Here is a 24,776-nt window from a genome sequence, read left to right on the forward strand (position 1 = left end):
CAATGCTGTCCGCAACCAGCGTCCCCGTCGTCGAGGCGACCCTGCCCGTCGTCGGCGCGCACCTCGACGCCATCACCGGCGAGTTCTACTCGACGATGTTGGCCGAGAACCCGGAGCTGGCCAACCTGTTCAGCCGCAGCGCGCAGGCCACCGGCGAGCAGCGGCAGGCCCTCGCGGGCGCGGTCGCCGCGTTCGCCGCGCACCTGATCGGCGCCGGGCCGGACGCGACGGTCTTCGACCACATCGTCGAGCGGATCGCCCAGCGGCACTGCGCCCTCGGCATCCGCCCCGAGCAGTACACGACGGTCGGGAAATACCTGCTCCGCGCGGTCGGCACGGTGCTCGGCGACGCGGTCACGCCGGAGATCGCCGCCGCCTGGGACGAGGTGTACTGGTTGTTCGCCGCGCGGCTGATCGGCCGGGAGGCGCGGATCTACGCCGCGGCCGGCGTCGAGGGCACCGACCCGTGGCGCGACTACCTGGTGGTCAACCGGATCGCCGAGGCCGACGACGCGGTGTCGCTGCTGCTCGCGCCGGTCGACGGCGGGCCCGCGCCGCACTTCGTCCCGGGGCAATATGTCACGGTCGCGGTGGATCTGCCGGACGGCTCGCGCCAGCTGCGGCAGTACTCGCTGTCCCAGGCACCGAGCGCCGGGACGCTGCGGATCACGGTCCGCCGGGTCCGCGGACGCGCCGGCGCACCGGACGGGCTGATCTCCGGCTTCCTGCACGACCGGGTCGAGGCCGGCGACAAACTGCGGCTGAGCCAGCCGTACGGCGATCTGGTCCTGACCCCCGGAGATTCACCGCTCCTGCTGGTCAGCGCCGGGGTCGGGATCACCCCGATGGCCGCCATCCTGGACCACGTCGCCCGCACCGCCCCGACCCGCGAGGTGGTCGCCGTGCACGCCGACCGCAGCGCCGAGCGGCATCCCCTGCGTGCCGACATGGAGCACCACGGTGCCCGCCTCCAGACTTTCCAGAGCCAGATCTGGTACGAGGAGAGCACCGGCCGCCTCGACGTCGACGAGATCCCGCTGCACCCGGAGGCCGAGGTCTACCTGTGCGGCCCGGTCCCGTTCATGCAGCACGTGCGGGCCGGCCTGCACCGGCGCGGGGTGCCCGACGACCGGATCCGCTACGAGGTGTTCGGCTCCGAGCAGTGGCAGTCCGCATCCCAATAGCAACTTCGGTTTGCCTGGCGGGGGCGGATCCGGGGCCGATGTCTGCGGTCACCTCACCCGGAGTCGTTAGGAGTCACCATGACGGTCGTCCTGGAAGCCGCCCCCACCGTCCGCCCCATCCTGGCCGGCCCGACCATCCTGGTCGTCGACGACGACGAGAGCGTGCGTGACCTGGTCAGCTTCAAGCTGCAGATGGCCGGGTACCACACGGTGACCGCCGCCGACGGCTGCACGGCGCTCACCGTGGTCGGCGAGACCCACCCCGACCTGGTGATCCTCGACATCGTCATGCCGGGCATGGACGGGCTGAGCGTGTGCTACCGGATGCACGCCGACCCGGCCACGGCCGACATCCCGGTGATCATGCTGAGCGGCTCGGCGACCGAGACCGACATCGACCTCGCCTACGTCTCCGGCGCTGAGGAATACCTGGCCAAACCCCTCAACCCGGCCGATCTCGTACGGCGGGTCGGATGGCTCCTTCCCTCGTGAGCTTAGGGATGGGCGCCCGGGTCCGATTAAACGGACGTGAGGCGTGGTCAACCATGGTGGCGGGCCGCCGCGGTCAGCGCACTGGTGGCCGTGGCCGGCTGCGCCATGTCGCTGGGCGCCGGTGCGGCGCTGCGCCGCGACGAGCGGACCGACGGCGACATCCAGATGGACCGGAGGGCTGCGGCCGCGGTCACCGCGATCCAGGGCGAGACCCGCCGCTACCTGGACACGCTGCGCACCACCGCGGCCGCGGTCGGTGCCCAGCCGCTGCTGACCGCGAGCGAGTACGCCGCGATCACCGCCCCACTGCAGTCCATGAAACTGGCCGGCGCCACCTCGATCGCGCTCGTGGTGCCGGCCGGCAACGACGACGTGGCCCGCGTGCAGCAGACCTGGCGGGAGCGCGGCGCCACCGGGCTCACCCTGCGGCCGCAGGGCTCCGGCGACCACGCGTTCTCGGTGCTGGCCACCCAGCTCGACGGACGGTCGGTGACCGGCGGGCTGGACATGATGCAGGCGTCCGCGCCGGCCTCGGTGCTGGCCGAGTCCCGCCGCACCCGGCAGGCCGCGATCTCCGACACCTACCAGCTGCTCGTCGACCGGAGCCTGCCGAGCGCGCAACGGCAGAACTCGTTCGTCCTGGCCGCCCCGGTCTACCAGGGCCCCCGGGCGACCTTCCTGGGCTGGATCCTGCTCGGCGTACGCGGCCAGGACTTCATGGGCGCCACCCTGAACGCGGCCGGCCGGGACCTGGCCGACCTGTGGCTGGAAGCCGGCAACGCGGACGGCCAGGTGGTCACGGTCGCGACCATGCACCACGCCACCACCGGCGGCGTCGACCTGCGGCGGGTCGCCAACGTGCCGGTGGCCGACTCGACCTGGACCATGCACCTGGCCGCGAGCCGCCGCGACCTGCCCGGCGCCGACACCGGACTGCCCGTGGCCGTGGCCGGCGGCGGACTGCTGCTCACCCTGGTCTTCGCCGCCCTGGTCTGGGTGCTGACCACCGGCCGGGACCGCGCCCGGGAACGGGTCCGGGCCCGGACCAGCCAGCTCGTGGCCGAACAGGCCGAGACCAAACGGCAGGCGGTGTTGCTGCGCGCGGTCCTCGACGGCATCAGCGACGGCGTCGGCGTGATCGGCCCGGACGGCGACTTCCTGCTGCACAACCCGGCCGCCCGGGAGATCCTGGGCCAGGAGGAGGACGTCTCCGGCGGGGCCGAGGTCTGGCAGGAGCACTACGGGCTGTACCGGACCGACGGGACCAGCCCGTTCCCGGCCGAGGAGATGCCGCTGTTCCGGGCCCTGGCCGGGGAGAGCGTCGACCACGTCGAAATGGTCGTGCGCAACGCCGTCCACCCGGACGGCCGCGTCATCAGCGTGTCGGCCCGGCCCATCGACACCGCGACCGAACGGCGCGGGGCGGTCGCCGTGTTCCACGACATCACCGACCGCAAACGGGTCGAGACCGAGCTGCGTGGCTTCGCCGGGGTGGTCGCCCACGACCTCAAGGCGCCGCTGACTCTCGTCAACGCGTACGCCGAACTGGTCACCGAAGCCCTGGACGACCTGGCCGCCGGGGCCGGCGCGCCCACCCTGGAACAGGCCCGCAAGGGCACCGCCAAGGTGATGCACGGCGCCGCCCGCATGCAGCGGCTGATCACCGAACTGCTCGATTACACCGCGGCCCGCGACGCCACCCTGCGGGTCGAACGGCTGAGCATGCGCGCCCTGGTCGACGACGTGGTCACCACCCGGACCGACGCGCCCGACCAGGAGGCCGACGGGCGGCCGGACGTGTTCGTCGGGCCGCTGCCGGACGTCTACGCCGACCCGGTGCTGCTGCGCCAGGTGGTGGACAACCTGGTCGGCAACGCGATCAAGTACACGCCGCCGGGCCAGGCCCCCCGCATCGACATCACCGCCCGCACCGACGAGGACGGCGGCGTCCGCGTCCGCATCGCCGACCGCGGCATCGGCATCCCGGACGGCGAACACGCCGCCGTCTTCGACAGCTTCCACCGGGCCAGCAACGGGATCGCCCACCCGGGCACCGGCCTGGGCCTGGCCATCTGCCGCCGGATCGTGGAACGGCACGGCGGGCACATCGACGCCGGCCCGAACCCGGGCGGCGGCACGATCTTCGCCTTCACCCTGCCGGGCGCGGTCGCCTACGGCCCGGAGACGGTCGAGGAGATCCGCGACGCGGTCCCGGCGAACTGAATCGACGCGACTATTGCCTGTTCACGTGCACATGCCCTAGATCACCTTGTTGATCTATAGGAGATGTGCAAATATCTCGGGCATGCCCATGCCTTCGCGTCGATCCCTCAACCGCCGTGACCTGTTCCGGCTCACCGCCGGTGTCGGCGCCGCCTCGGTGCTGGCCGCCTGCGCCGGCCCGGGCGGCGACAAATCCTCGTCCTCCTCGTCGGCCGGACCGATCTCCTTCGCCCACTGGCGGGCCGAGGACAAAGAGGTCTTCGCGCAGATCATCAAGGACTCGAAACTCGACGTACGGCAGGACATCTCCCCCTCGAACGACTACCAGAGCACGGCCCTGCAGAAGATCCGGGGCGGCGCGGTCGGTGACGCGTTCACCGCGTTCCGCGGGGCGCAGTTCCTGGAGATCGCCAAGGCCGGCGTCTGGTCGGACCTGACCGGCAAGCCGCTCGTGCAGAAGTACGAGCCGAACCTGATCGCCGCCGGCACGCAGGACGGCAAGCAGCTCGGGTTGCCGTACCAGCTGGTCTTCAACACTCCCCTGGCCAACCGCGACCTGGTCACCGAGACGCCGAAGGACTGGGACGGCTTCCTGGCGCTGCTGGAGACGCTCAAGGGCAAGGGGGTCACGCCGATCGCCTGGCCGGGCGGCGACGCGGCCAACGCCGGTCAGCTGCTCAACGTCATGGTGGTCAACAACGCGCCGACCGACGACGCGCTCGGGAAGATCGAGACCGGCCAGGCGAAGGTGACCGACGACTGGTTCCTCACCGTCCTCAAGCAGTATCAGCAGCTCACGCCGTACTTCCAGAAGGGTGCGACCGGGACCAGCAGCGACGCCGCGCTGGCCCTGTTCGCGCAGGGCAAGGCGGGTCTTCTCGCCACCGGGTCGTTCCAGGTCTCGGGCGTGCGCAAGCTCGGCGCGACGTTCCCGATCGACCTGCTGGCGCCGATCACGACGACGGCCGACAAGGCGAAGTACGAGGGCGTGTTCAACGCGACGTTCATCCTGGGCGTGAACGCGAAGTCGTCCAAGCAGGACGCCGCACAGGCCTGGCTGGACAAACTGTCCGACCCGGCGGTGGCCGGCGTCTACGCCAACGGCACGGCCCAGCACGTCACGGTCAAGGGTGTGGAGTACACGAACGCCGACCTCAAGGCGCTCGCGCCGTGGCTGACCAAGAAGACCGCGCTGGCCCCGCGTTTCCAGTTCAGCAACCTGGACGTCCGCGGTGCCGTGGAGAACGCGGCCGTGCAGGTGGTCGGCGGCAAGAGCCCGGAGGAGGCCGCCGAGGCCGCCCAGAAGGTCGTCGACCAGAAGAAATGAGGAGCAGCCGCGCCCTCTACCTCTTCGCGGTGCCGGCCCTGGCCCTGTACGGCGGGTTCTTCCTGCTGCCGGCCGTGCAGGGTCTGCGCTACGCCACCACCGACTGGGACGGCTACAGCTCGTCGTTCCACCAGGTCGGCGCCGAGAACCTGACGACCGTGGTGTCGAACGACGACCTGTTCCGGCACGCGCTCACCAACAACCTGAAGTTCCTGCTGGTCGTGGTGCTCGGGCAGACCGCCCTGGCCCTGCTGCTGGCGGTCCTGCTGGCCGCCCGCAGCCGGGGCTCGACGTGGCTGCGCGCGCTGTTCTTCCTGCCGACCGTGCTGAGCTCGGTGTCGGTCGCGTTCATCTGGAAGTTCGTCTACGACCCGAACTTCGGGCTGGCCAACGCGCTGCTGCGGACGGTCGGGCTGGGGCGCTTCGAGTCGTCGTACCTGGGGAACGAGAGCACCGCGATCCTCTGGGTGGCGGTGGCCCAGGTCTGGTTCCACGCCGGGCAGATGATGGTCGTCTACATCGCCGGGATCAACCAGATCCCCGACGAGCTGTACGACGCGGCCAAGACCGACGGGGCCGGGCGGTGGCAGCAGTTCCGGCACGTCACCTGGCCGATGGTGGCGCCGGCGACCGCGCTGGTGGTGGCCTACACGACGCTGCAGTCGTTCAAGGCGTTCGACCTGATCCTGGGTCTGGCCGGGAACCCGCCGCGGTCGAGTCTGGACGTGCTGGCGACCCGGATCTACTCGACGTTCGCGAACTCGCAGCTCGGGTACGCGGCGGCCGAGTCGATCGTCTTCATGGTCGCGATCGCGCTGGTCACCTTCCTGCAGAATCGAGCGGCGAAAATGGCCCACGGATGAAGAAACTCGTTCTCGCGGTCTACGCGCTGCTCATCGTCGTACCCCTGGTGGTGATCGTGGGTGGCAGTTTCAAGACGACCCAGGATCTGTTCGCGTCGCCGTTCGGCCTGCCGACCCGGCCTACGCTGGACAACTACGTCACCGTGCTGGAGAAGCAGGACCTGCTGCGGGTGCTCGGCAACAGCGTTCTCGTGGTCGCCGTGTCGGTGCCGGTGACGCTGCTGCTGGGCAGTCTGGTGGCGTTCGCGGTGGCCCGGCTGCCGCGGTGGCCGTCCCGGATCCTGTTCGGGATCTTCGCGCTCGGGCTGGCCGTGCCGGCCCAGGCCGTGATGATCCCGCAGTACGTGCAGTTCGACCGGCTCGGCCTGCGCAACAGCCTGACCGGGCTGATGCTGATCAACGTGGTGGTGACGCTGCCGGTGGCGGTCTTCATCCTCAGCGGGTTCATGCGCACGCTGCCGCCCGAGCTGTTCGAGGCGGCCGAGATCGACGGGGCCGGGGCGTGGGCGGCGTACCGCCGGATCGCCGTGCCGGTGGCCGCGCCGTCGCTCGCCGCCACCGCGATCTTCCTGGTCGTCATGCACTGGAACGACCTGTTGTACCCGCTGCTGTTCATCGACGACCCGTCGAAGCGGACGCTGCCGCTGGCCCTGCTGGACTTCCAGGGCGAGTACCTCACCGAGTACCCGCTGCTGTTCACCGGGGTGGTGGTGGCCAGCCTGCCGATGGTGCTGGCCTACGCGTTCCTGCAGCGCCACTTCGTCGCCGGCATCACCGCCGGTGCGGTGAAGGGCTGACCCGCTGACGGGGGACCCCCGCGGCGGTCAGACGGTCGGTCACGGCCCCACTCGGGCTGCACACGAAGACCGGCACCTGGTGGTCGTCGCCCAGATCGCAGGCGGCGACCACCGAGCCCAGCTCGATCGGATCCGGTTCGGGCACATCGCTCAGGTCGACGATCAGTCTCAGTGGGCGCACCCGGCGCAGCGTGTGCACCAGCGCGTGGCGGAATTCGTCGGCGCGCTCCGGATCACCGGCCCCGTGGGGGCAGATGACCACGCTGCCGTCGTCATCGGTATGAATCTCCAGGACAGAACCAAGCATCGGAGCACCCTCCGTCACCTTGCGTTCAGCTGCCGGCCCACCATACGACCGGCGTGCGAGCTCCGTCGATCACCCTCACCGTGACACCACCTCCCCACCGTCTCACGCCGGCTGGCAGCGTGCCGGATTCGCCAGTTCAGGGCACGGGCGCAGGCCGCGCGAGCGCAGGATGTCGGAGCCGACCTGGGTGGTCAGGAACCGCAGGAAACTGGCGCCCAGGGAGCGGGCGGCCGGCTCCCCGATCGTGTACGCGTACTCGGTCTCCCAGAACGGATACAGGTGCGCGTCGGCCTCCTTGACCGTCGGCGGCTGGTCGTCGATCCGTACCGTGATCACGCCTTTCTCGCCGGACGCGGCCCCCGCCTCGCTGTAGCCGAGCGCCCCGGCCGTCGACGCCACCGTGTCGAGCACTTTCTCGGTGTCGCCGACCTCGCAGATGAAAGCCTTGGCGTCGGCGCCGCGGGGGCAGACGTCCACCGTGGGCGGTGCCTCGGTGACGTCGCCGAGCACGCGCGCCTTGAACGCGGCCCGGGTGCCCGACCCCCGGTGCCGGGTGATCAGCCGGATCGGCCGGTCGGCGCCGCCGACCTGGTTCCAGTTGGTGACCTTACCGGCGTAGATGTCCTTGATCTGGGCCAGGGACAGGTCGCGGACGCCGGCGTCCGGGTTCGCGACCAGCGCGAACAGGAAGAAACTGATCGGGCGGCCGATGAGCGCCGGCATCCCGTCCGCCTTGCGCCCGTCGGAGAACGCGAGGACCTCGCCCGCGGTCCCGGCCCGGCCGCGGTCGTCCAGCGTGGAGACGCCCTCGCCGCTGCCCTCCATCGCGAAGTCGAACGACGCGCCCGGGCACAGGTCCCCGTACGCGTCGGCCGCCTCCTCGACGATCGGCTTGAACGCGGTCGATCCGTACACCGTGAGGTGCCCGGTCGTGCAGTCCAGCGGTGCGCCGCTGTTGCTGCGCAGGAACACCACGAGCTGCGCGACGACGAGCACGGACAGGAAGCTGACCAGGGCGATGATGCGTTTCGGGGTGCCGATCCGGCTCTGCGTCTCGGCGATCCGGCCGTCCTTGATGTCGCCTTCGAGGATCGGCGGGCCGGGCTCGCCGGTGATGCCCGGGACGCGCTCCAGGGCGGCCAGCACCTTGTAGTGCGCGGACCGGTTCATCGGCACCCGGGGCAGCTCGATCACGCCGCCGGCCGGGTGCTTGTCGGTCTCGTGCCGGAAGCTGGTCCGCAGGTCGCGGAAGTTCGCGCGCAGCGAGTCGTTGCTCAGCTCGGTGATGACGGTGCCGACGACCGTCCGGTTCGGGAAGAAGAACCGGACGCCCACCCGGTCGTCGTCCAGCGCCACGTAGTCGTGCGTGTCGATGTAGGTGAATCCGTTGTTCTCCACCCGCAGCAGCACCAGCGAGGCGTGCTTGAGCGGGACGCCGTGGTTCTGCAGCTCCAGCAGCGCCCCGGGCAGCTCGGCGTCGGTCTCGGCGACGTTCGTCGTCGTGGTGTCCATCTGCACCCGGTAACCCAGGCGTTTCCGGCCTTTGAGGACGAACTCGTAGAACGCCGCGACGCTGGGCACCACCACACCGAGCGACGCGAGCGCGACACTCCACCAGAATTCGATGACCGCCTCCGCACCGACGTGAAGGCTCTCGATGCTATGCCCGTCGATGCGCCGAATCCGCAGGTCACGCCCAGTCTTCAGCCAACGTTCACGGTTCTCTCACAACCCGGGGATCAAGACCGGTTTCCCGTACGGCCATGATCACGCCAGCAGATCGGCCACGCTCGTCGCCGGCCGTCCGGTCAGGTCGCTGATGTCGGTGGTGACACCGGCCAGCTCACCCGCCGCGATCGCCGTGTACGTCGACACCCACGCGTCCACCTGCCACCCCGGAGCCCCGTAGGACGCCCGCGACGCGTACGCCTCCTCGATCGTCTCCGCGTGATACTCGGCCCCGACGATCGCCGCGATCTCCCCCAGGGTGAGCGCCTCGGGCCCGGTCAGGTCGTACGTGCGCCCGGCGTGCGCCCCCGGATCCCGCAGCACCGCCACCGCCGCGTCGGCGATGTCGTCCTGCGCGACCGCGGCCACCCGCCCGTCGCCGGCCGGCCCGCGGATCACCCGGTCCGCCCCGGCCAGCATGGGCAGGAAGTCCGCGTACAAATTGTCCCGCAGGAACGTCGCCGGCAGCCCGGCCGCGCGGATGTGCTGCTCGGTGGCCCAGTGGTCGCGGGCCAGCGTGAACGTCGCATCCGGGGCCGCACCGAAGAACGAGATGTAGACCAGGTGCCGGACCCCGGCCGCGGCCGCCGCGTCGATGAACGTGCGGTGCTGGGCGACCCGGTCCGGGGTCTCCGAGGCCGACACCATCAGGACCGTGTCCAGGCCGGCCAGGGCGGCTCGGCAGGCGTCGCCGTCGGCGAACGGCGCGACGCCGGCCTCGGCACCGGGCAGTTGCGGCGCTCGCGCCACGTCCCGCACCAGCAGTTTCTGCCGTACGCCGAGGGCCGCCAGCCGTCGCGCCACCCGCCCGCCGAGCTGCCCGGTGGCCCCGGTCACGCCGATCAGTTGATCACTCATCCCGCCATCCTGCACCGGGCTCCTCGTTCTCGACGACCAGATCGGCGGTCACGTTCCCGTTCGCGTAGAACGCGTCCTCGTGCGCCGCCCAACGCTCCCAGTGCGGGGCATAGGTCTCCCCGTCCCGGGCCAGGGCGCGCCGCTTGCGCAATCCGGGGTCACTCCTCAAAAAAACAATGCCGCTCACGTACGGCCTGAGCACCGTCGCACCCGAACCGACCCCCTCGACGACCAGCCAGTCCGCGTCCGGCACCGGGTGCTCCTCGGCGTACTCGTGCGCGGCCCAGTCCCAGCGCCGCCAGCTCGCCGGCCGGCCGGCCGCGAGCGGCTCCAACACCCAGGCCCGCAGGTTGGCGACCGCCGTGTCCAGGCCGTCCCACCCGGCGTACAGGTCGTCCATGTGGATCAGCGGCGCCCCCAGCCGGTCCGCGACCGCCCGCGCCAGACTCGTCTTGCCCGAACCGGACCGGCCCTCGACCGCCAGCACCCGCCGCGCCCCGGCCGACGGCTCCCGCCCCCGCGCCCAGTCCACGACCCGCTCGACCGCCACCTCCGGCCACACCTCGCCCACCGTCACCCCCGCCCGGCTCGCTCTCCCCGCCGCCTCACCCACTTCGGCCACCGCTCTTGCCGCCGTGCCGCTCACTCCGGTCTCCCGGCTCGACCGAGCTCGACGGGCAGCGCCGGATCGGCCGACCACTCCTCCAGTGAACCGTCATAGATCGCCACATCACTACGCCCGACCACGGCGAGCGCCAGCGCGACAACGGTCGCCGAGATCCCCCCACCGCAGTACAACCACACCGGCGCCGGATCCTCCACGAGGCCACCGAGGGCGACGCGCAGTTCCGCCTCCGGCCGGAACTTCCCGTCCGCCCCGGTCAGCGACCGAGCCGGAACGTTCCCACTACCCGGAATGTGCCCCCGCCGCGAGTACCGCGTGGGCACCTCCCCGGCATACGCCTCCGGATTGAGCGCACAGAGCACCGTCGCGTCGAGGTCCCCACCCAGCCACCCTTCCAGGTCCCCTTTCCCCACCCACCGTCCCTCCCGAACCCGCACCGTCAGCCTCCCCAGCCCCCGGCCGGCGCCCACGGATGGGTCGTCGGGGGTGGCGGCGGTCGGGAGGCCGGCGGACTGCCAGGCCGGGAAGCCGCCGTCGAGGACGTAGGCCTCGATGCCGAGCCAGTCGAGGAGGTACCAGAGGCGGGCGGCCCAGAGGCCGCCGGCGCGGTCGTAGGTGACGATCGGGAGGCCGTCCCGGGCGCCGAGATCGGTCAGGGCCGCGGCCAGGGCGGCCGGGGACGGGACGGCGAAGTGGTAGGGGGCCTCCGGATCGCTCAGGGCGTGCAGCAGGTCGGCGTGGCGGGAGCCGGGGATGCGGGCGGCGTGCCAACCGGCCAGGCCGGAGACCGAGCGGTGGTCGCCGTCGTGCGCCGCCGAGGCCAGGTCGACGGTGGCGTCCAGGATGAGGACTTCGCCGCGCTGACGCCGTACCTCCACATCGGTGGCCGAGAGGAGCGGACCGGTCATCGCGAGGCCTCCCGGAGTGGGGCGGAGATCGCGTCCAGGAGCGAACCGGTCATCGCGGGACCTCCTCGACCAGGGACAACGCCGCGGGGTGGATGGCCTGGCGCCAGTCGAAGGCCGGCGGGAGGATCGCGTTGGCGGCCAGCCAGCCGGTGTAGGGCGTCATCAGCTCGGGACGGATGTCGCCCCAGCGGTCGCCGTGCCACCAGGTCGGCGCGATCAGGTCGAGCGAGCGGGCCAGGATCGTGCGGGGGAAGTACGGGATGACCCGGTCCAGCACGTCGAGGGTGCCGATCGGGTCGTCGGTGGCGGCACGGTAGCCGCGTGCGGTGACCTCCAGGAACGTCGCCAGCAGCGACGGGTCGGTCAGCGCGGGCCCGACGCCGAGCAGGTAGCTGTGGTACGGCGGCGCGCCGATCTCGTCGACCGGCCAGACGATCCGTTCCGAGCCCGGGAGCTGGGCGAACAGTGCGTCCCAGGCCCAGTATCCGCCGAAGGTGGCGTCGACCGTGCCGACCGCGATGTCGTCGACGCTCAGTTCGCGGTATCCGCTGTCGACCAGTTCGACCGCGTCCGGGTCACCGCCGTCGGCCGCGATCAGGTGCCGGACCATGGCCACGCCGCGCGGGGTCGGGTTCAGCGCGAGGCGCTTGCCCGCCAGGTCGCGGGGCCGGGTGATGCCGCGCCCGGCCACCGTCTGGATGGTCTCCATGCCCCGGTGGTTGATCGACGCGACGCCGTGCAGCGGCTGGCCGGCCGCGCTGCGGACCAGCAGCCGGTTGGTCGGGAAGACCCCCAGGTGGGCCTCGCCGCGGGCCAGGTGTTCCAGGGTGTCGCCGCGCAGCGGGTCGAAGACGGTGAGCTCGACGTCGAGGCCGGCGTCGCGGTACCAGCCGTGGTGGCTGGCCGCGTAGAGACCGGCCGCGTTGGTCCACGGGTGGAAATATTCGAGCATCACGCGTACGTGGGTGAGGGTCATGACGGGCTACCTGTCAGCAGATCGGTGAGGCGGCGGCGCAGTTTGACGAAGTCGGGGTCGTCGACCACGTCGGCGCGGCGGGGACGGTCGAACGGCACGATGATCTTCTCGAGGACCGTGGCCGGGCGGTGCGAGAACGCGTAGACGGTGTCGGAGAGCAGCAGCGCCTCCTCGATGTTGTGCGTGACGAAGAGAACCGAGCGGCGGTTGGCCTCCCAGATGTCCAGCAGCCAGCGATGCATCTCGGAGCGGGTCATCGCGTCGAGCGCGCTGAACGGCTCGTCCAGGCAGAGGAGTTCCTGGTCGGAGATGAGGGCACGGAGGAAGGCGACGCGCTGCTGCATGCCGCCGGAGAGCTGATGGGGGTACGAGCGGGCGAAGCCCTCCAGGCCGACGCGGGCGAGCCATTCCCGGGCCAGCGATTTGTCGGCCTTGCCGGCGATCTCGCGGGCCAGGACGACGTTGGCCTCGATCGTGCGCCAGGGCATCAGGGCCGGCTGCTGCGGCATGTAACCGATCAGGCCACGGCGGCCGACGGCGTTCACGCCGTTGATCTCGATCGTGCCCGCGGTCGGCGTGAGCAGGCCGCCGATGAGGTGAAACAACGTGCTCTTCCCGCTGCCGGACGGGCCGACGATCGAGACGAACTCGCCGTCCCCCACCGAGATGTCGAGATTTTTCAGGACCTGGAGGTCGCCGAAACTATGGTCGAGCCCGGCCACCCGCAGTGTGTCAGACATGGCGACGCCCCTTCACGGTAAGCCTCTCCAGCAGCGCGACCAGACCGAAGATCACCAGCGCGAGCACGACCACGACGGCGATGGCGACGAACATCCGATCCGCCCGGAATGCGGACTTCTGGAGGATCATGTACCGCCCGATGCCCTTCTCGCTCCCGAGCCACTCCGAGATGATCGCGCCGAACACGCTGTACGTAGCCGCGATCTTGAGTCCGGAGAACATCGTCGGCAGCGCGTGCGGCCACTGCAGCTTGGTGAACAGCTGCCGCCGGTTCGCCCCGCTCATCAGCAGGTAGTCGGCGATCAGCGCGTCACTGCGGCCGAGCCCGTCGAGCGTGGCCACGGCCACCGGGAAGAAGCAGACCAGCACGATCACCACGATCTTGGGCGCCAGGCCGAAGCCGAGCCAGATCACCAGCAGCGGGGCGAGCGCGATGATCGGCACGTTCTGGCTGATCACCAGCAGCGGGTAGACGGCCGCGCGCAGGACCGGCACCAGGTGCAGCACGACGGCGATGAGCAGACCGGCGGCGACCCCGGCGAGCAGGCCGTACAGGGTCAGCTCGGTGGTGGCCAGGGTGTGCGTGATCAGCGTGTCGCGCTGGTCGACGGCCGCGGCCCAGATGTCGGCCGGGCTGGGCAGCAGCCACTTGTCGATCCCGGACACACCGGTGTAGACCTGCCACCCGGCGAGCAGCAGAACCAGCGTGATCGCCGGCGGCAGCCACTTACGCCAGGTCATGCCGACGGAAGGAATTCATTGGTGTACGCCTTCGACGCGTCCACCTTGGCGGTGAGCACCTTCTGGTCGTAGAGCCACGCGCTGAAGTCGGTCCACACGGTGTCCTTCTGCTCGCCCCAGCGCGCCGCGTCGTCCTGGTACTTAGGGCTCAGCCACTCCTGGCTCTTCTTCACCAGGTCGGCGTCCAGGTCGGGCGCGGCCTTGAGCAGGATGTCGGCGCTTTCCGACGCGTTCTTCGCGGCGTACGTGTACCCCTGCGACACGGCTGCGGTGAAGTCCTTCACCAGCTGCGGGTCACTGCTGATCCGCTTCTCGTTGGTGATCAGGATCGGGGTGTAGAAGTCCAGCGCCTTGTCGTAGTCCTTGACGTACTGGATGTTCACCGGCGCGCCCTTGAGCTCGGCGTTCACGCCGTCCCAGCCGTAGAAGATCCACTCGAAGTCGATGCCCTTCTTGGTCGCGGTGAGGAAGTCGGCCTCACCGACGTTGACCACCTTGACCTTGTCCGGGTCGCCACCGTCGGCCTTGACCAGGGTCTTGAGCAGCGGCTCCTCGATCGCGCCGCCGTAGCCGCCGTAGGTCTTCCCGGCGTACTGCGCGGGGCGGGTCAGGTTGCGGTCCTTGGGCGACGCGAAGCCGGACGTGTTGTGCTGGATGACCGCGGCGATCGAGACCAGCGGCGCGCCCTCGGCCCGGGCCTGGGTCAGCGCCTCCTGCGCACTGATCGCGAACGGGATCTTGTCGGCCGCGACCAGCGAGGCCGGGTCGGCGTCGCCCGGCTGAACGATCTCGACGTCCAGGTTGTGCGCCTTGAAATAGCCCTTGGCCTGGGCCACGTACAGCCCGGTGTGGTTGGTGTTGGGCGTCCAGTCGAGCGCGACCTGGATCTTGCGGACCGTGCCGGCGGCCGCGGGTTTGTCGTCCTTGTCCCCGCAGGCGGCCAGGGCGACGGTAAGGGTGGTGCCCGCGAACGCGGCGAGGAGACTACGACGGTTGATCATGAAGGGCAACGTACGGACGTAACAGCCTGTTCACCAGTGAGAAGTGGCCCGCATTACAGACCCATCCCACATATCAGACTGAATTACTAGGAGATAGCCGCACGACCACCCACTTCGACGTGGGGGTACCGCTCTCCTCGGCCTGCGAGTCGAGCGGAACCAGCGGGTTGGTCTCCGGGTAATACGCCGCGACACAGCCCTTGGGTGTGTCGTACTCCACCAGGCGGAAACGGGCGGCGTGCCGCTCCTCCCCCTGCCACTCGGAGGTCAGGTCGACCAGATCGCCGTCGGCGAACCCGAGCTCGGCCAGGTCGGCCGCGCTGATGAAGACGACCCGGCGGCCCGAGTAGACCCCGCGATACCGGTCGTCGAGCCCGTAGATCGTGGTGTTGAACTGGTCGTGGCTGCGCAGCGTCTGCAGGATGAGACGCCCCTCGGGCACGGTCATCACCTCCAGCGGGCTGACCGTGAAGACGGCCTTGCCTTCCGGGGTCGGGAACGTGCGCGAGTCCCGCGGCGGGTGCGGCATGGTGAAGCCGCCGTTGTCGATCTTGGTCGCGTAGTCGTCGCAGCCCGGGACGACCCGGCCGATCCGCTCCCGGATGCGCCCGTAATCCTCGGCGAAGTCGGCCCACGGGATGCCGTGCCGGTCGCCCAGCGTGGCCTGGGCGATGCCGCAGATGATGTCGACCTCGGAGCGCAGCAGCGGCCCGGCCGGCTCGGACCGGCCGCGGGAGGCGTGCACGGCGGACATCGAGTCCTCCACCGTGATCCGCTGCACCGTGCCGCCGGTCAGGTCCTGTTCGGTGCGGCCCAGGGTGGGCAGGATCAGCGCTGTCCGCCCGGCCTCGATGTGGCTGCGGTTGAGCTTGGTGGAGATCTGCACGGTCAGCTCGGCGTCGCGCATCGCGGCCGCGGTCACCTCGGTGTCCGACATCGCGGCGACGAAGTTGCCGCCCAGGGCGAGGAAGACCTTGGCCCGCCCGTCCCGGAACACCCGGACCGCGTCGGCCGCGTCGACCCCGTGCTCGCGGGGCGGCTCGAAGCCGAACTCGGCGCTCAGCCGGTCGAGGAACGCGGCCGGCGGCTTCTCCCAGATGCCCATGGTCCGGTCGCCCTGCACGTTGGAGTGCCCACGGACCGGGCAGAGGCCGGCCCCGGGCTTGCCGATCATGCCCTGGAGCAGGGCGACGTTGACGAACTCCTTGATCGTGGCGACGGCGTTGCGGTGCTGGGTGATGCCCATCGCCCAGCAGTGGATGATCCGTTTTGACGAGGCCAGCATGTCGGCCGCGGCCTCGATCTCGGCCCACTCCAGGCCGGTCGCGGCCAGCACGGCCTCGCGGTCGACCTCGGCCACGTGCTTGGCCCAGGCGTCGAAGCCGACCGTGGACGACGCGATGAACTCCCGATCGGCGACACCGCGCTCCAGCAGCAGGCTGCCGATGGCCTGCCAGAGGGCCAGGTCACCGTTGGACCGGATGCGCAGCAGCCGATCGGCCAGGCCGGTGCCGCCGCCGACCAGGCCGCGCACCTTCTGCGGGTTGTCGAAGCGGAGCAGGCCGGCCTCGGGCAGCGGGTTGATCGCCAGGATCTTGGCGCCGTCACGCTTGGCGATCTCCAGCGCGGTGAGCATCCGCGGGTGGTTGGTGCCCGGGTTCTGCCCCGAGACGACGATCAGGTCGGCCTGGTGCAGATCCTCCAGGGTGACCGAGCCCTTGCCGACACCGATCGTGCGCATCAGCGCGCTGCCGGTCGACTCGTGGCACATGTTGGAGCAGTCGGGCAGGTTGTTGGTGCCGAGCGCGCGGGCGAAGAGCTGATAGACGAACGCGGCCTCGTTGCTGGCCCGGCCCGAGGTGTAGAAGACCGCCTCGTTCGGATCGGCCAGCTGCCGGAAGTGCGCGCCGATCAGGGCGAGCGCGTCGGCCCAGGAGATCGGCTCGTAGTGGGTGGCGCCCTCGCGGCGGATCATCGGATGCGTGAGCCGGCCCTGCTTCTCCAGCCAGTGGTCGGTCTGCTGGGCCAGCTCGGCGACCGGGTGCGCGGCGAAGAAGGCCGGCCCGGCGGTGTCCCGCGTGCCCTCCCAGGCGACCGCCTTGGCACCGTTCTCACAGAACTCGGCGGCGTGGCGGTGCCCCTGCGGGTCGGGCCAGGCGCAGCTCATGCAGTCGAAGCCGTCGTGCTGGTTGAGGGTGCGCAGGTTGCGGACCGTCTTGCGGACGCCCATCTTCTGCACGGCGTTGGCCAGGCTCAGCCGCACGGCCTTGAGCCCGGCCGCGTGGTCGGCCGGTGCTCCGACGCGCAGCCGGGCTTCTTCCTCATCGATCGGCGCCATGCCGCAAGTCTGCCCCCTGCCCCTGGGGCAGAGTCCAGTGGTCCCGGCAAGATTAGGTTCTGTCTCGCGGATCACAGCCGATCAGCGGGACGGGACCTCGGCTCACGCGATCTCCTGGCGCAGCTCGGCCAGCACGGCCGGGGACGGCCAGTCGTCGACCCGATAGCGGGCCGGCGCGAGCAGCGGCTCGGCCTCCAGCCCGACCCGTTCGGCCACCGCGTCCCACGGCGCCCGGAACTGCGGGCCGGCGTCCGGGTGCACGAACGCGATGGTGTCGGCCTTGGGCAGCAGCGTGCTGACCCCGGCGGTCCACACCGCGATGGTCTCCGGCACGCCACCCACCGGCTCGGCCGCGAGCAGCCCGCCGACGTGCACCTCGACCCCGGCCTGGGCGTACTGCTCGGCCAGCCAGTTGGTCTGCCCGTGATACTCGGTCAGGGCCAGCAGCGTCTCGGCCCGCCGGGCCGACAGGTGGTGCGGGTGACCCAGCGGCGGCGTGTAGGCGGCCGCCCGCCCCTGCGCCCCGGCCACGTAACCGACCGGCGACAGGCTGCGCGGCGCCTCCTTGAAGTGCTGGTCGACCAGGGCGTAGAACGGCTCGGCGGTGCTCTCCGGCAGCGGGCAGAGCAGCAGCGTGTTGTTGTCCGGGGCGAAGGCCAGCACCGGGCCGCCGAGCCGCTCGCCGACCTCGGCCAGCCAGCCCGGGGCGAGCAGCAGCGAGGTGAAGTACGCGTCGCCGTCGTCGAGCATGCTGATCAGCGGCTGCCCGCTCGGCCAGGGCTGGTCCAGCGACGTCCGGGCCATCTCGGCCAGGTTGGCGCGGGCCGCGGCGAAGACCTCCTCGGCCGAGACGCCCCACTCGTCGACCCGGTCCGGGACGACGTAGGCCATCGCGTCCGGCTGGTCGACCACGACCAGCTCCTTCAGGTACGGCAGCGCCGCCCGGGAGATCGGCGGGCGCATGCCGGGCGGACCGGCCGACCCGAACGTGACCGGGCGCAGGACGGGACGCAGTTTCGGCCGTACCGAATCCCAATCGTCCTGTGGCGGCGGAGCCGCCATGATGCGAACCAGTTTGGCCAGGCGCTCCCGGCGTTCGGCCTGCGTCGCGCCCTCGGTCTCGCGGAAGATGTTCGCCAGGTAGAGGTGCGCCGGCCCGTTCGACCCGGTGCGGTAGATCGCGATGGCGAAGTCCTCCGGCCGCTCGATCGCGCGTTCCACCCCCGGAGTCTGCCGGGCGACGCGGAGGGCCAGCGCCGCGAATCGGCGGCGGGGGGAGACGAACCGGTCCAGCAATCCCACGGCGGAACCCTAGCCGACCCGGAGCGCCGAGATCAGGCTCGGCCGGGGGAACCGGCCGGCGGGGCGATGTCGGTGAGCGCCTGGTCGAACCGGGCACGGTCGCCGGGATCGGTCATCGTGAAGTCCTCCAGACGCGCGTCGAACCACTCCGGCCAGGCGTGCCGCACCCGGTCGAACCGCTCCTGCCCGGCCTCGGTGAGACGCACCGTGTCACCGTCCAGTCTGGCGTATCCGGCCTGGCCGAGGCCGGTGAACGCGGGTTACCGATCTCGGCCGGCGTCCGCCGGAGGCGCGCGACGCGGAGGGCCGGCGGGGCCGCGCCCGCAGGTGCGGGTGGGTCCGTCCATCCCCCGGGCCCGCGACGGGATGAGCCGGCCGGTGAGGACATCGTCGAGCACGATCCGGCATGTCCGCCTTTGCGCATGGTGTCACTGCCGCTTTCCCCCGTTTTCCGGTCCGGACGGACGGCCCTTCCGCCGGCCCGGCTAAGTAAACTAAGTTGACTTCGCATCCCCCCTCCGCGCGAAAAGGACGAACCATGGCGAACACCCTCACCGCCTCCAGCTCGATCGGCGACTGGCTGGCGCACCCGGAGGGCGGCCCCGCGCTGCGCGGCCTGCTCGGCCAGGGCGGCGCGTTCGACGAGTCGCAGCTCAACCCGGTCCGCTCGCTCCCGCTGGGACAGCTCGTCGCACTCAGCCAGGGCCAGCTCCCGCAGGAAGCCGTGGACGCGCTGGTGCTGCAGGTCAACGGCGGGGTGGCCCCGGCCGAGGACACCGACGGCGGCGCCTGGCGCGAGCAGGTCACCGCCGGGCGCTTCGGCGGCAAGACGGTGATCGTCACCGGCGCCGCCTCCGGCATCGGCCGGGCCACCGCCTCCCGCATCGCCCGCGAGGGCGGCCGGGTCATCGCCGTGGACATCACCGCCGACGGTCTCACGACCCTGGCCGAGGAGCTGGGCGACGCGATCGTCCCGGTCACCGCGGACATCACCAGTGACGCCGGGATCGCCGACATCGTCGCCGCGGCCGGCGACCGGATCGACGGCCTGGCCAACATCGCCGGCGTGGTCGACGACTTCACCCCGGTCCACGAGACCTCGGACAAGGTCTGGGAGCGGGTCTTCGCGGTCAACGTCGACGGCGTCTTCAAACTCACCCGCGCGGTCGTCCCGGCCATGCTGACCGCCCGCCGCGGCGCCATCGTCAACGTCGCGTCCGAGGCCGCGCTGCGCGGCAACGCCGCCGGGGTCGCCTACACCGCCTCCAAGCACGCGGTCGTGGGCATCACCAAGAACACCGCTTTCATGTACGGCGGTGAAGGTCTCCGGGTCAACGCGGTCGCCCCGGGCGGGGTCGCGACCGGCATGCGGCCGACCGACCAGTCACCCTACGGTCTCGGCAAGACCGGCCCGTTCCTGCAGCTCATCCCCGGGGTGGCGGCGGCCGAGCACCTGGCCGCGTCGATCACGTTCCTGCTCAGCGACGACGGCGTGAACCTCAACGGTGTCATCCTGCCGTCCGACGGCGGCTGGTCCATCCAGTAGGGGACCGATCAGGCCGGGGTGATCAGCTGCTGGAGCAGCCCTCCGTAGCGGGTCACCAGGTCATCCGGGTCGGCGGCGACCAGCTGGGCGTCGCCGACCACCCACAGCGCGTAGAGCAGACCGCCCACCACGGCCGCGGCCAGCCGCGCCCGCAGGTCGGCGTCGTCACCGGTCAGGCGGGCGCGCAACGGCCCGACGAACGTGTGCTCGTGGATGCTCTGCAGACGTTCCTTGATCTGCGGCTCGTTCGACCCCCGGACCAGGGCCAGGTACACCCCGCGGATGTCGTCGTCGGCCAGCAGCCGCGCGACGAAACGCTCGCCGAACTCGGCCGGCGGCACGTCCAGCATCGGCTCGTCGTCGATGGTGAGCTGCATGGTGTCCAGGAACAGCAGCTCCTTGCTGCCGAAGTGCCGGATCACCAGCGCCGGGTTGCTCGCCGCGAGCGCCGCGATGTCCCGCACCGACGTGCGCGAGTAGCCCCGCTCGCGGAACAGCCGGGTCGCCGCCGAGCGGATCTCCTCGCGGGTCGCCGCACCCGTACGCCTCACCATGCGCCGATCGTAGGCCGACACCCGCCCGCGGTCGCTTTCCCCAATCCGGGAGAGCGACCGCGCCCCACATGGTCAGCTGGTCGTGACGACGTACCGGAATAGGGAAAGGACGAGAAAAATGCGAACCGCGACCAGAATGGCGGCCGTGGGCGGCGGGATCCTCGCCGCCCTGGTGATGACCGCCGGGCCGGCCCAGGCCGGGCCGAAGGGTGACCCGGATGTCCGGGCCGCGTGCGACACCTTCAACCGCATCGGTGCCCGGACCGGCCTCTGGGCCCACCACGACTGTGCGAACTGGCGCGTGAACCGCGGCAGCTCGGTGCTGATCGTGAACAGCAGCGGGATCCGGGCCGGGGCCTGGGCGCACGGCGACTGGCCGTTCGACTTCGGCAACCTGCCCCAGGTCATCAACCTCAACGGCCTGGACGGTCCGCGGACGATCCCGATCGTCCCGAACCGGCCGCCGCGCTGAACCGGCTCAGCCGCCGGCCATCGCGCCGACCACCATGAACGGTTCTTCGCCTGCGACGACCCGATCCGGCAGCACCGTGTCGGGCGGGTCGTTGGAGAGATCCTCCTCGCAGGCGAAGAACCGGACGAGCGGCCGCCGCTGCCCGGTCCGCCGGTCCCGGATCGTGCCGGTGAGCATCGGATAGTCCCGTTCCACGGCGTCCAGCACGGCCCGCTGGGTGACCGGCCCGGCCACCTCGACCCGGACCTCCTTCGCACTGCGGGCCAGGGTCCGCAGGTGAACCGGGAGCACGACCCGGATCACGGCAACACCTGCACTTCCACCGACAGTACGGGCGGCAGGTCGCGCACGATCGCCGTCCAGGTGTCCCCGCTGTCGGCCGACGCGTAGACCTGCCCGCCGCTGGTGCCGAAGTAGACCCCGCACTCGTCGAGCGTGTCGACCGCCATCGCGTCCCGCAGCACGTTGACGTAGCAGTGCGCCTGCGGCAGTCCCGCGGTCAGCGGCTCCCACTCCTCGCCGCCGGTGCGGCTGCGATAGACGCGCAGCTTGCCGTCCATCACGTAGTGCAGGGAGTCGCTGGTGATCGGGACGACGTAGATCGTCTCCGGTTCGTGCGCGTGCACCCCGATCGGGAAGCCGAAGTCGGTCGGCAGGTTCCCGCTGATCTCGCGCCACCGGCCGCCCGCGTCGTCGGTGCGCATGACGTCCCAGTGCTTCTGCATGAAGAGCGTGTCCGGCCGGGACGGGTGCATGGCGAGCCGGTGCACGCAGTGCCCGACCTCGGCGTCCTCGTCGGGCAGGCCCTCCGAGCGCAGGCCCGCGTTGATCGGCGACCAGGTCGCCCCGCCGTCGTCGGTGCGGAACGCCCCGGCGGCCGAGATCGCCACGTACATCCGCTCGGGGTCGGTCGGGTGCAGCAGGATGGTGTGCAGGCAGAGGCCGCCCGCGCCGGGCTGCCATCCGGGGCCGGTGGGGTGCTGCCGCAGCGCGGTCAGCTCCTCCCATTTCTGGCCGCCGTCGGTCGACTTGTAGAGGGCCGCGTCCTCGGCGCCGGCCCAGACCGTGTCCGGGTCGGTGAGCGACGGCTCCAGGTGCCAGATGCGCTTGAACTCCCACGGGCGCGGGGTGCCGTCGTACCAGAGGTGGTCCCCGACCGGGGCGGTGTAGGTGAAGTCGTTCCCGACCGCCTGCCAGTTGCGCCCGCCGTCGTCCGAGCGCTGCAGGATCTGCCCGAACCAGCCGGAGGTCTGCGACGCCCAGAGCCGGTCGGGCTCGGCCGGGGAGCCGTTGAGGTGGTAGATCTCCCAGCCGGCGAAGTGCGGCCCGTCGACCTTCCAGTCCTGGCGCGTCCCGTCCGAGGTCAGGAGAAACGCGCCCTTGCGTGTGCCTACCAGTAAACGAACGCCAGTCATTGACCCACTGTGCCCGAAAAAACGCCTAGCCCTCCAGAGCACGCGCCATTTCAGCCTGTTCAGCGAGGACCTCGTTCATGCGGACCTGGACCGCGTCCATCTTGCCGATCGTCTCGCTCGTGGTGTGGATGCCCGCCGCGACCGTCTCGGCGCTGGCCTGGATGCCGGCGATCTGCTCGGCCACCTTCTGGGTCGCCTCGGCGGTCTCCCGGGCCAGGTCCTTGACCTCGCCGGCCACGACCGCGAAGCCCTTGCCGGCCTCGCCCGCGCGGGCCGCCTCGATGGTGGCGTTGAGCGCGAGCAGGTTCGTCTGCTCGGCGATCGACTCGATGATCTTGATGACGTCGCCGATCGCGGTGGACGCCTGACCCAGCGCGGCCACCTCGGCGGTCATCGCCGAGGCCCGGGTGACCGCCTGCTCGGCGACCGCGGTGGCGTCGCCGCTGGCGTTGCGCAGCCGCTCGACGGTGTCCAGCAGGGCCCGGGCGTTGGCGGTCGCCCGCTCACCGGCGCGCAGCACGTCGAGCCGCTGGTTGACCAGCTGCTGCACGTTGCGCAGGGCGGCCGCGCGGGACTCGGACAGGTCGATGTACTCGGTGGTGAAGAAGTCCATCGTGCCGACGATCCGGTCGTGGCTCATGATCGGGAAGCAGACCCCGGAGCGGACCCCGGCCCGGCCGGCCGCGGGGGCCCGGACACAGTCCGTGAGGTCGGCCAGGTTCTTGACGAAGACCAGGTCCCGGGCCCGCCAGGCGCGACCGGAGAGCCCGACGCCCTCGGCGAACGTGGCGGCCAGCGTGACCTTGCGGAACTCCTCACCGGCCGAACCGGACTCGACCTGGAACTTCAGCACGTTCTCGTCCGGATCGACCTCCCAGTACGACCCGTAGGCCCACCCGAACGCCTTGCGCACCGCGTCCAGGGCGGCCCGCAGCGCGCTCTGGCTGTCCTGGGCCGCGCCGAGCTGGTTGACGACGGTGGTGACCGCGATCCGGTCGTCCGACGCCTGCCGCAGTTCGGCCGCGGCGACCGCGCTGGCCCGGGCCCGCTCGGCGATCCGGGCGATCGCGGCGAACTTCTCCCGGCGGGCCGAATCCAGGTAGAGCGGCGTGGCCGAGTAGTACTCGAGCACGGCGATCACCTCGTTGCCCCGGGTGACCGGCAACGCGACCCCGGCGACCATCCCGGCCCGCATCGCCGCCTCGCAGCGCCGGCAGTCCCCGCAGTCCTCGGCCGTCTCGGCCTGGGCCGGCTGGCGGGTGCGGAAGGCCCGGCCGATCAGTCCGGTGTCGGTCCGCACCGTCGGCCCGGTGGTGGTGGCCGCCACCTGCGGCTTGATCCGCCCGACCTCGTGCAGCAGCCGCAGCTGACCACCCTCGGTGAGCCAGATGGCGCCGTAGCCGAAGTCGTACGACTCGACCGTGCTGGCCACGGTGATCCGCCAGGCGGTGGTCTCGTCGATCGCCGAGTCCAGGGCCAGCACGAGTTCCTCGAGCGCCTCCACGTCGCGAGGAATAGGTCGCGTGACCTCCGGGCTGGCCTCCCGGGAACCGAACCACCGCACGTGCCACTCCTCCGCCGTTCAGAACTGTCACCCGAACAATCGGCCCGTTCGCGCGGAGATGTAGCAGAAAGTTCAGGGCCGGAAGCGATATCCCATACCTGGCTCGGTGAGCAGATGCCGCGGGCGGGCCGGGTCCTCCTCCAGCTTTCGGCGCAGCCGGGCCATGTACTGCCGCAGGTAGTTCGTCTCGGTCTGATACTGCGGTCCCCACACGTCGTGCAGCAGCTCGCGCTGTGTGATCAGTTTGCCCGGATGCCGGACCAGATGTTCGAGCAATTGCCATTCCGTCGGAGTGAGTTTCACGTCGCCACTGATCGAACGGTCCGCGAGATTGATGTCGAAAAGACCGATTTTGACGTACGGGGATTCCGCCTCCGGCGGCTGCACCCGACGGGTCACCGCGCGGATCCGGGCCAGCAGTTCGTCCAGCCCGAACGGCTTGGTCACGTAGTCGTCGGCGCCGGCGTCCAGCGCCTCCACCTTGTCGGCGCTGCCGGCCCGCCCGGAGAGCACGATGATCGGCACGGTCGTCCAGCCCCGCAGGCCGGCGATCACCTCGGCGCCCTCCATGTCGGGCAGGCCCAGGTCGAGCACGACCAGGTCCGGGTGGAAGTGAGCGGCCACGTGCAGGGCGGAGGCGCCGTCGCGGGCGGTCTCCACCTCGTACCCCCGCGCCTTGAGATTGATCCGCAGCGCCCGGACGATCTGCGGTTCGTCGTCGACCACCAGAATTTTCGTGCTCATGCCGCCACCTCCGCTGCGCTCCGGCGTCGCCATGAGTTGATTACTGAGCCTGATGATTCGGTCGCAAGCT

The 24,776-nt window shown here is 71.0% G+C and carries 25 protein-coding genes; 8 read left to right on the plus strand and 17 right to left on the minus strand.

Going from position 1 to position 24,776, the window contains the following annotated elements; all coding sequences use genetic code 11:
• Positions 1 to 2 precede the first annotated feature (2 nt).
• The 6 genes from ACSHV8_RS31020 (at position 3) to ACSHV8_RS31045 (ending at position 6,886) form a co-directional block, all read left to right on the plus strand.
• On the plus strand, positions 3 to 1,184 hold the full coding sequence (locus ACSHV8_RS31020; RefSeq protein ID WP_436521446.1) for a globin domain-containing protein: 1,182 nt from the start codon (positions 3 to 5) through the stop codon (positions 1,182 to 1,184).
• Positions 1,185 to 1,262: 78 nt separating this feature from the next.
• A complete protein-coding gene (locus ACSHV8_RS31025) occupies positions 1,263 to 1,676 on the plus strand; it encodes a response regulator (RefSeq protein WP_436521448.1) in 414 nt (137 codons plus the stop codon).
• A gap of 36 nt (positions 1,677 to 1,712) precedes the next feature.
• The gene (locus ACSHV8_RS31030; protein WP_436521450.1) at positions 1,713 to 3,899 is read left to right on the plus strand and encodes an ATP-binding protein; all 2,187 of its coding nucleotides are present in this window, start codon (positions 1,713 to 1,715) and stop codon (positions 3,897 to 3,899) included.
• An 82-nt stretch (positions 3,900 to 3,981) separates the two neighbouring features.
• Positions 3,982 to 5,226 carry an ABC transporter substrate-binding protein gene (locus ACSHV8_RS31035; RefSeq protein ID WP_436521452.1) on the plus strand — a complete coding sequence of 415 codons (1,245 nt, stop codon included), beginning with the start codon at positions 3,982 to 3,984 and terminating at the stop codon, positions 5,224 to 5,226.
• Complete coding sequence (locus ACSHV8_RS31040) at positions 5,223 to 6,089, plus strand: carbohydrate ABC transporter permease (protein ID WP_436521454.1); 867 nt, start codon at positions 5,223 to 5,225, stop codon at positions 6,087 to 6,089. Before ACSHV8_RS31035 ends, ACSHV8_RS31040 begins: the two co-directional genes overlap by 4 nt.
• Entirely contained in the window at positions 6,086 to 6,886 is an 801-nt protein-coding gene (locus ACSHV8_RS31045; protein WP_436521456.1) for a carbohydrate ABC transporter permease, read from the plus strand. Before ACSHV8_RS31040 ends, ACSHV8_RS31045 begins: the two co-directional genes overlap by 4 nt.
• On the opposite strand, the gene ACSHV8_RS31050 is transcribed toward ACSHV8_RS31045, so the two are convergent.
• The 12 genes from ACSHV8_RS31050 to ACSHV8_RS31105 form a co-directional block, all read right to left on the minus strand.
• Entirely contained in the window at positions 6,861 to 7,193 is a 333-nt protein-coding gene (locus ACSHV8_RS31050; protein ID WP_436521458.1) for an STAS domain-containing protein, read from the minus strand. The two genes, ACSHV8_RS31045 and ACSHV8_RS31050, sit on opposite strands and share 26 nt — an antisense overlap.
• Positions 7,194 to 7,295: 102 nt before the next feature.
• Positions 7,296 to 8,774 carry a PstS family phosphate ABC transporter substrate-binding protein gene (locus ACSHV8_RS31055; protein ID WP_436521460.1) on the minus strand — a complete coding sequence of 493 codons (1,479 nt, stop codon included), beginning with the start codon at positions 8,772 to 8,774 and terminating at the stop codon, positions 7,296 to 7,298.
• A gap of 186 nt (positions 8,775 to 8,960) precedes the next feature.
• Positions 8,961 to 9,779: an SDR family oxidoreductase gene (locus tag ACSHV8_RS31060; protein WP_436521462.1), complete on the minus strand. Its 819-nt coding sequence runs from the start codon at positions 9,777 to 9,779 to the stop codon at positions 8,961 to 8,963.
• Positions 9,772 to 10,350 carry a dephospho-CoA kinase gene (locus ACSHV8_RS31065; RefSeq protein WP_436521464.1) on the minus strand — a complete coding sequence of 193 codons (579 nt, stop codon included), beginning with the start codon at positions 10,348 to 10,350 and terminating at the stop codon, positions 9,772 to 9,774. The genes ACSHV8_RS31060 and ACSHV8_RS31065 overlap by 8 nt, the downstream gene beginning before the upstream one ends.
• Positions 10,351 to 10,421: 71 nt before the next feature.
• Positions 10,422 to 11,312 (minus strand): sulfurtransferase, encoded by an 891-nt coding sequence (locus ACSHV8_RS31070; protein ID WP_436521466.1) that lies wholly within the window; start codon positions 11,310 to 11,312, stop codon positions 10,422 to 10,424.
• A 49-nt stretch (positions 11,313 to 11,361) separates the two neighbouring features.
• Positions 11,362 to 12,288 (minus strand): ABC transporter substrate-binding protein, encoded by a 927-nt coding sequence (locus ACSHV8_RS31075; RefSeq protein WP_436521468.1) that lies wholly within the window; start codon positions 12,286 to 12,288, stop codon positions 11,362 to 11,364.
• Positions 12,285 to 13,028, minus strand: a complete 744-nt coding sequence (locus tag ACSHV8_RS31080; protein ID WP_436521470.1) for an ABC transporter ATP-binding protein — start codon at positions 13,026 to 13,028, stop codon at positions 12,285 to 12,287. Before ACSHV8_RS31080 ends, ACSHV8_RS31075 begins: the two co-directional genes overlap by 4 nt.
• Positions 13,021 to 13,770 carry an ABC transporter permease gene (locus ACSHV8_RS31085; RefSeq protein WP_436521472.1) on the minus strand — a complete coding sequence of 250 codons (750 nt, stop codon included), beginning with the start codon at positions 13,768 to 13,770 and terminating at the stop codon, positions 13,021 to 13,023. The genes ACSHV8_RS31080 and ACSHV8_RS31085 overlap by 8 nt, the downstream gene beginning before the upstream one ends.
• Positions 13,767 to 14,771: an ABC transporter substrate-binding protein gene (locus ACSHV8_RS31090; RefSeq protein WP_436521474.1), complete on the minus strand. Its 1,005-nt coding sequence runs from the start codon at positions 14,769 to 14,771 to the stop codon at positions 13,767 to 13,769. Before ACSHV8_RS31090 ends, ACSHV8_RS31085 begins: the two co-directional genes overlap by 4 nt.
• A 73-nt stretch (positions 14,772 to 14,844) precedes the next feature.
• Positions 14,845 to 17,109, minus strand: coding sequence for an FdhF/YdeP family oxidoreductase (locus ACSHV8_RS31095; RefSeq protein ID WP_436521476.1), 2,265 nt, complete (start codon positions 17,107 to 17,109; stop codon positions 14,845 to 14,847).
• Positions 17,110 to 17,211: 102 nt separating this feature from the next.
• Complete coding sequence (locus tag ACSHV8_RS31100; RefSeq protein ID WP_436521478.1) at positions 17,212 to 18,411, minus strand: hypothetical protein; 1,200 nt, start codon at positions 18,409 to 18,411, stop codon at positions 17,212 to 17,214.
• A 32-nt stretch (positions 18,412 to 18,443) separates the two neighbouring features.
• The gene (locus ACSHV8_RS31105; RefSeq protein ID WP_436521480.1) at positions 18,444 to 18,617 is read right to left on the minus strand and encodes a hypothetical protein; all 174 of its coding nucleotides are present in this window, start codon (positions 18,615 to 18,617) and stop codon (positions 18,444 to 18,446) included.
• 332 nt (positions 18,618 to 18,949) lie between these two features.
• Here ACSHV8_RS31105 and ACSHV8_RS31110 point away from each other — a divergent pair, with 332 nt between their 5' ends.
• Positions 18,950 to 19,957 carry an SDR family NAD(P)-dependent oxidoreductase gene (locus ACSHV8_RS31110; protein ID WP_436521482.1) on the plus strand — a complete coding sequence of 336 codons (1,008 nt, stop codon included), beginning with the start codon at positions 18,950 to 18,952 and terminating at the stop codon, positions 19,955 to 19,957.
• An 8-nt stretch (positions 19,958 to 19,965) separates the two neighbouring features.
• Here the strand turns inward: ACSHV8_RS31110 and ACSHV8_RS31115 are convergent, their stop codons facing one another.
• Positions 19,966 to 20,511, minus strand: a complete 546-nt coding sequence (locus tag ACSHV8_RS31115; protein ID WP_436521484.1) for a TetR family transcriptional regulator — start codon at positions 20,509 to 20,511, stop codon at positions 19,966 to 19,968.
• Positions 20,512 to 20,629: 118 nt separating this feature from the next.
• Here ACSHV8_RS31115 and ACSHV8_RS31120 point away from each other — a divergent pair, with 118 nt between their 5' ends.
• The gene (locus ACSHV8_RS31120; protein ID WP_436521486.1) at positions 20,630 to 20,983 is read left to right on the plus strand and encodes a hypothetical protein; all 354 of its coding nucleotides are present in this window, start codon (positions 20,630 to 20,632) and stop codon (positions 20,981 to 20,983) included.
• Positions 20,984 to 20,989: 6 nt separating this feature from the next.
• Here the strand turns inward: ACSHV8_RS31120 and ACSHV8_RS31125 are convergent, their stop codons facing one another.
• The 4 genes from ACSHV8_RS31125 to ACSHV8_RS31140 all read right to left on the minus strand — a co-directional run bounded on the left by ACSHV8_RS31125 (position 20,990) and on the right by ACSHV8_RS31140 (position 24,706).
• Entirely contained in the window at positions 20,990 to 21,286 is a 297-nt protein-coding gene (locus ACSHV8_RS31125; protein WP_436521488.1) for a MoaD/ThiS family protein, read from the minus strand.
• The gene (locus ACSHV8_RS31130; RefSeq protein WP_436521490.1) at positions 21,283 to 22,398 is read right to left on the minus strand and encodes a WD40/YVTN/BNR-like repeat-containing protein; all 1,116 of its coding nucleotides are present in this window, start codon (positions 22,396 to 22,398) and stop codon (positions 21,283 to 21,285) included. Before ACSHV8_RS31130 ends, ACSHV8_RS31125 begins: the two co-directional genes overlap by 4 nt.
• 25 nt (positions 22,399 to 22,423) lie before the next feature.
• Complete coding sequence (locus ACSHV8_RS31135) at positions 22,424 to 23,962, minus strand: GAF domain-containing protein (protein ID WP_436521492.1); 1,539 nt, start codon at positions 23,960 to 23,962, stop codon at positions 22,424 to 22,426.
• A gap of 72 nt (positions 23,963 to 24,034) precedes the next feature.
• A complete protein-coding gene (locus tag ACSHV8_RS31140) occupies positions 24,035 to 24,706 on the minus strand; it encodes a response regulator (protein WP_436521494.1) in 672 nt (223 codons plus the stop codon).
• Positions 24,707 to 24,776: the final 70 nt, after the last annotated feature.

Origin of the sequence: Actinoplanes sp. HUAS TT8, from assembly GCF_051380535.1 — a bacterium.
In the GTDB taxonomy this organism is placed as follows: Bacteria; Actinomycetota; Actinomycetes; order Mycobacteriales; family Micromonosporaceae; genus Actinoplanes.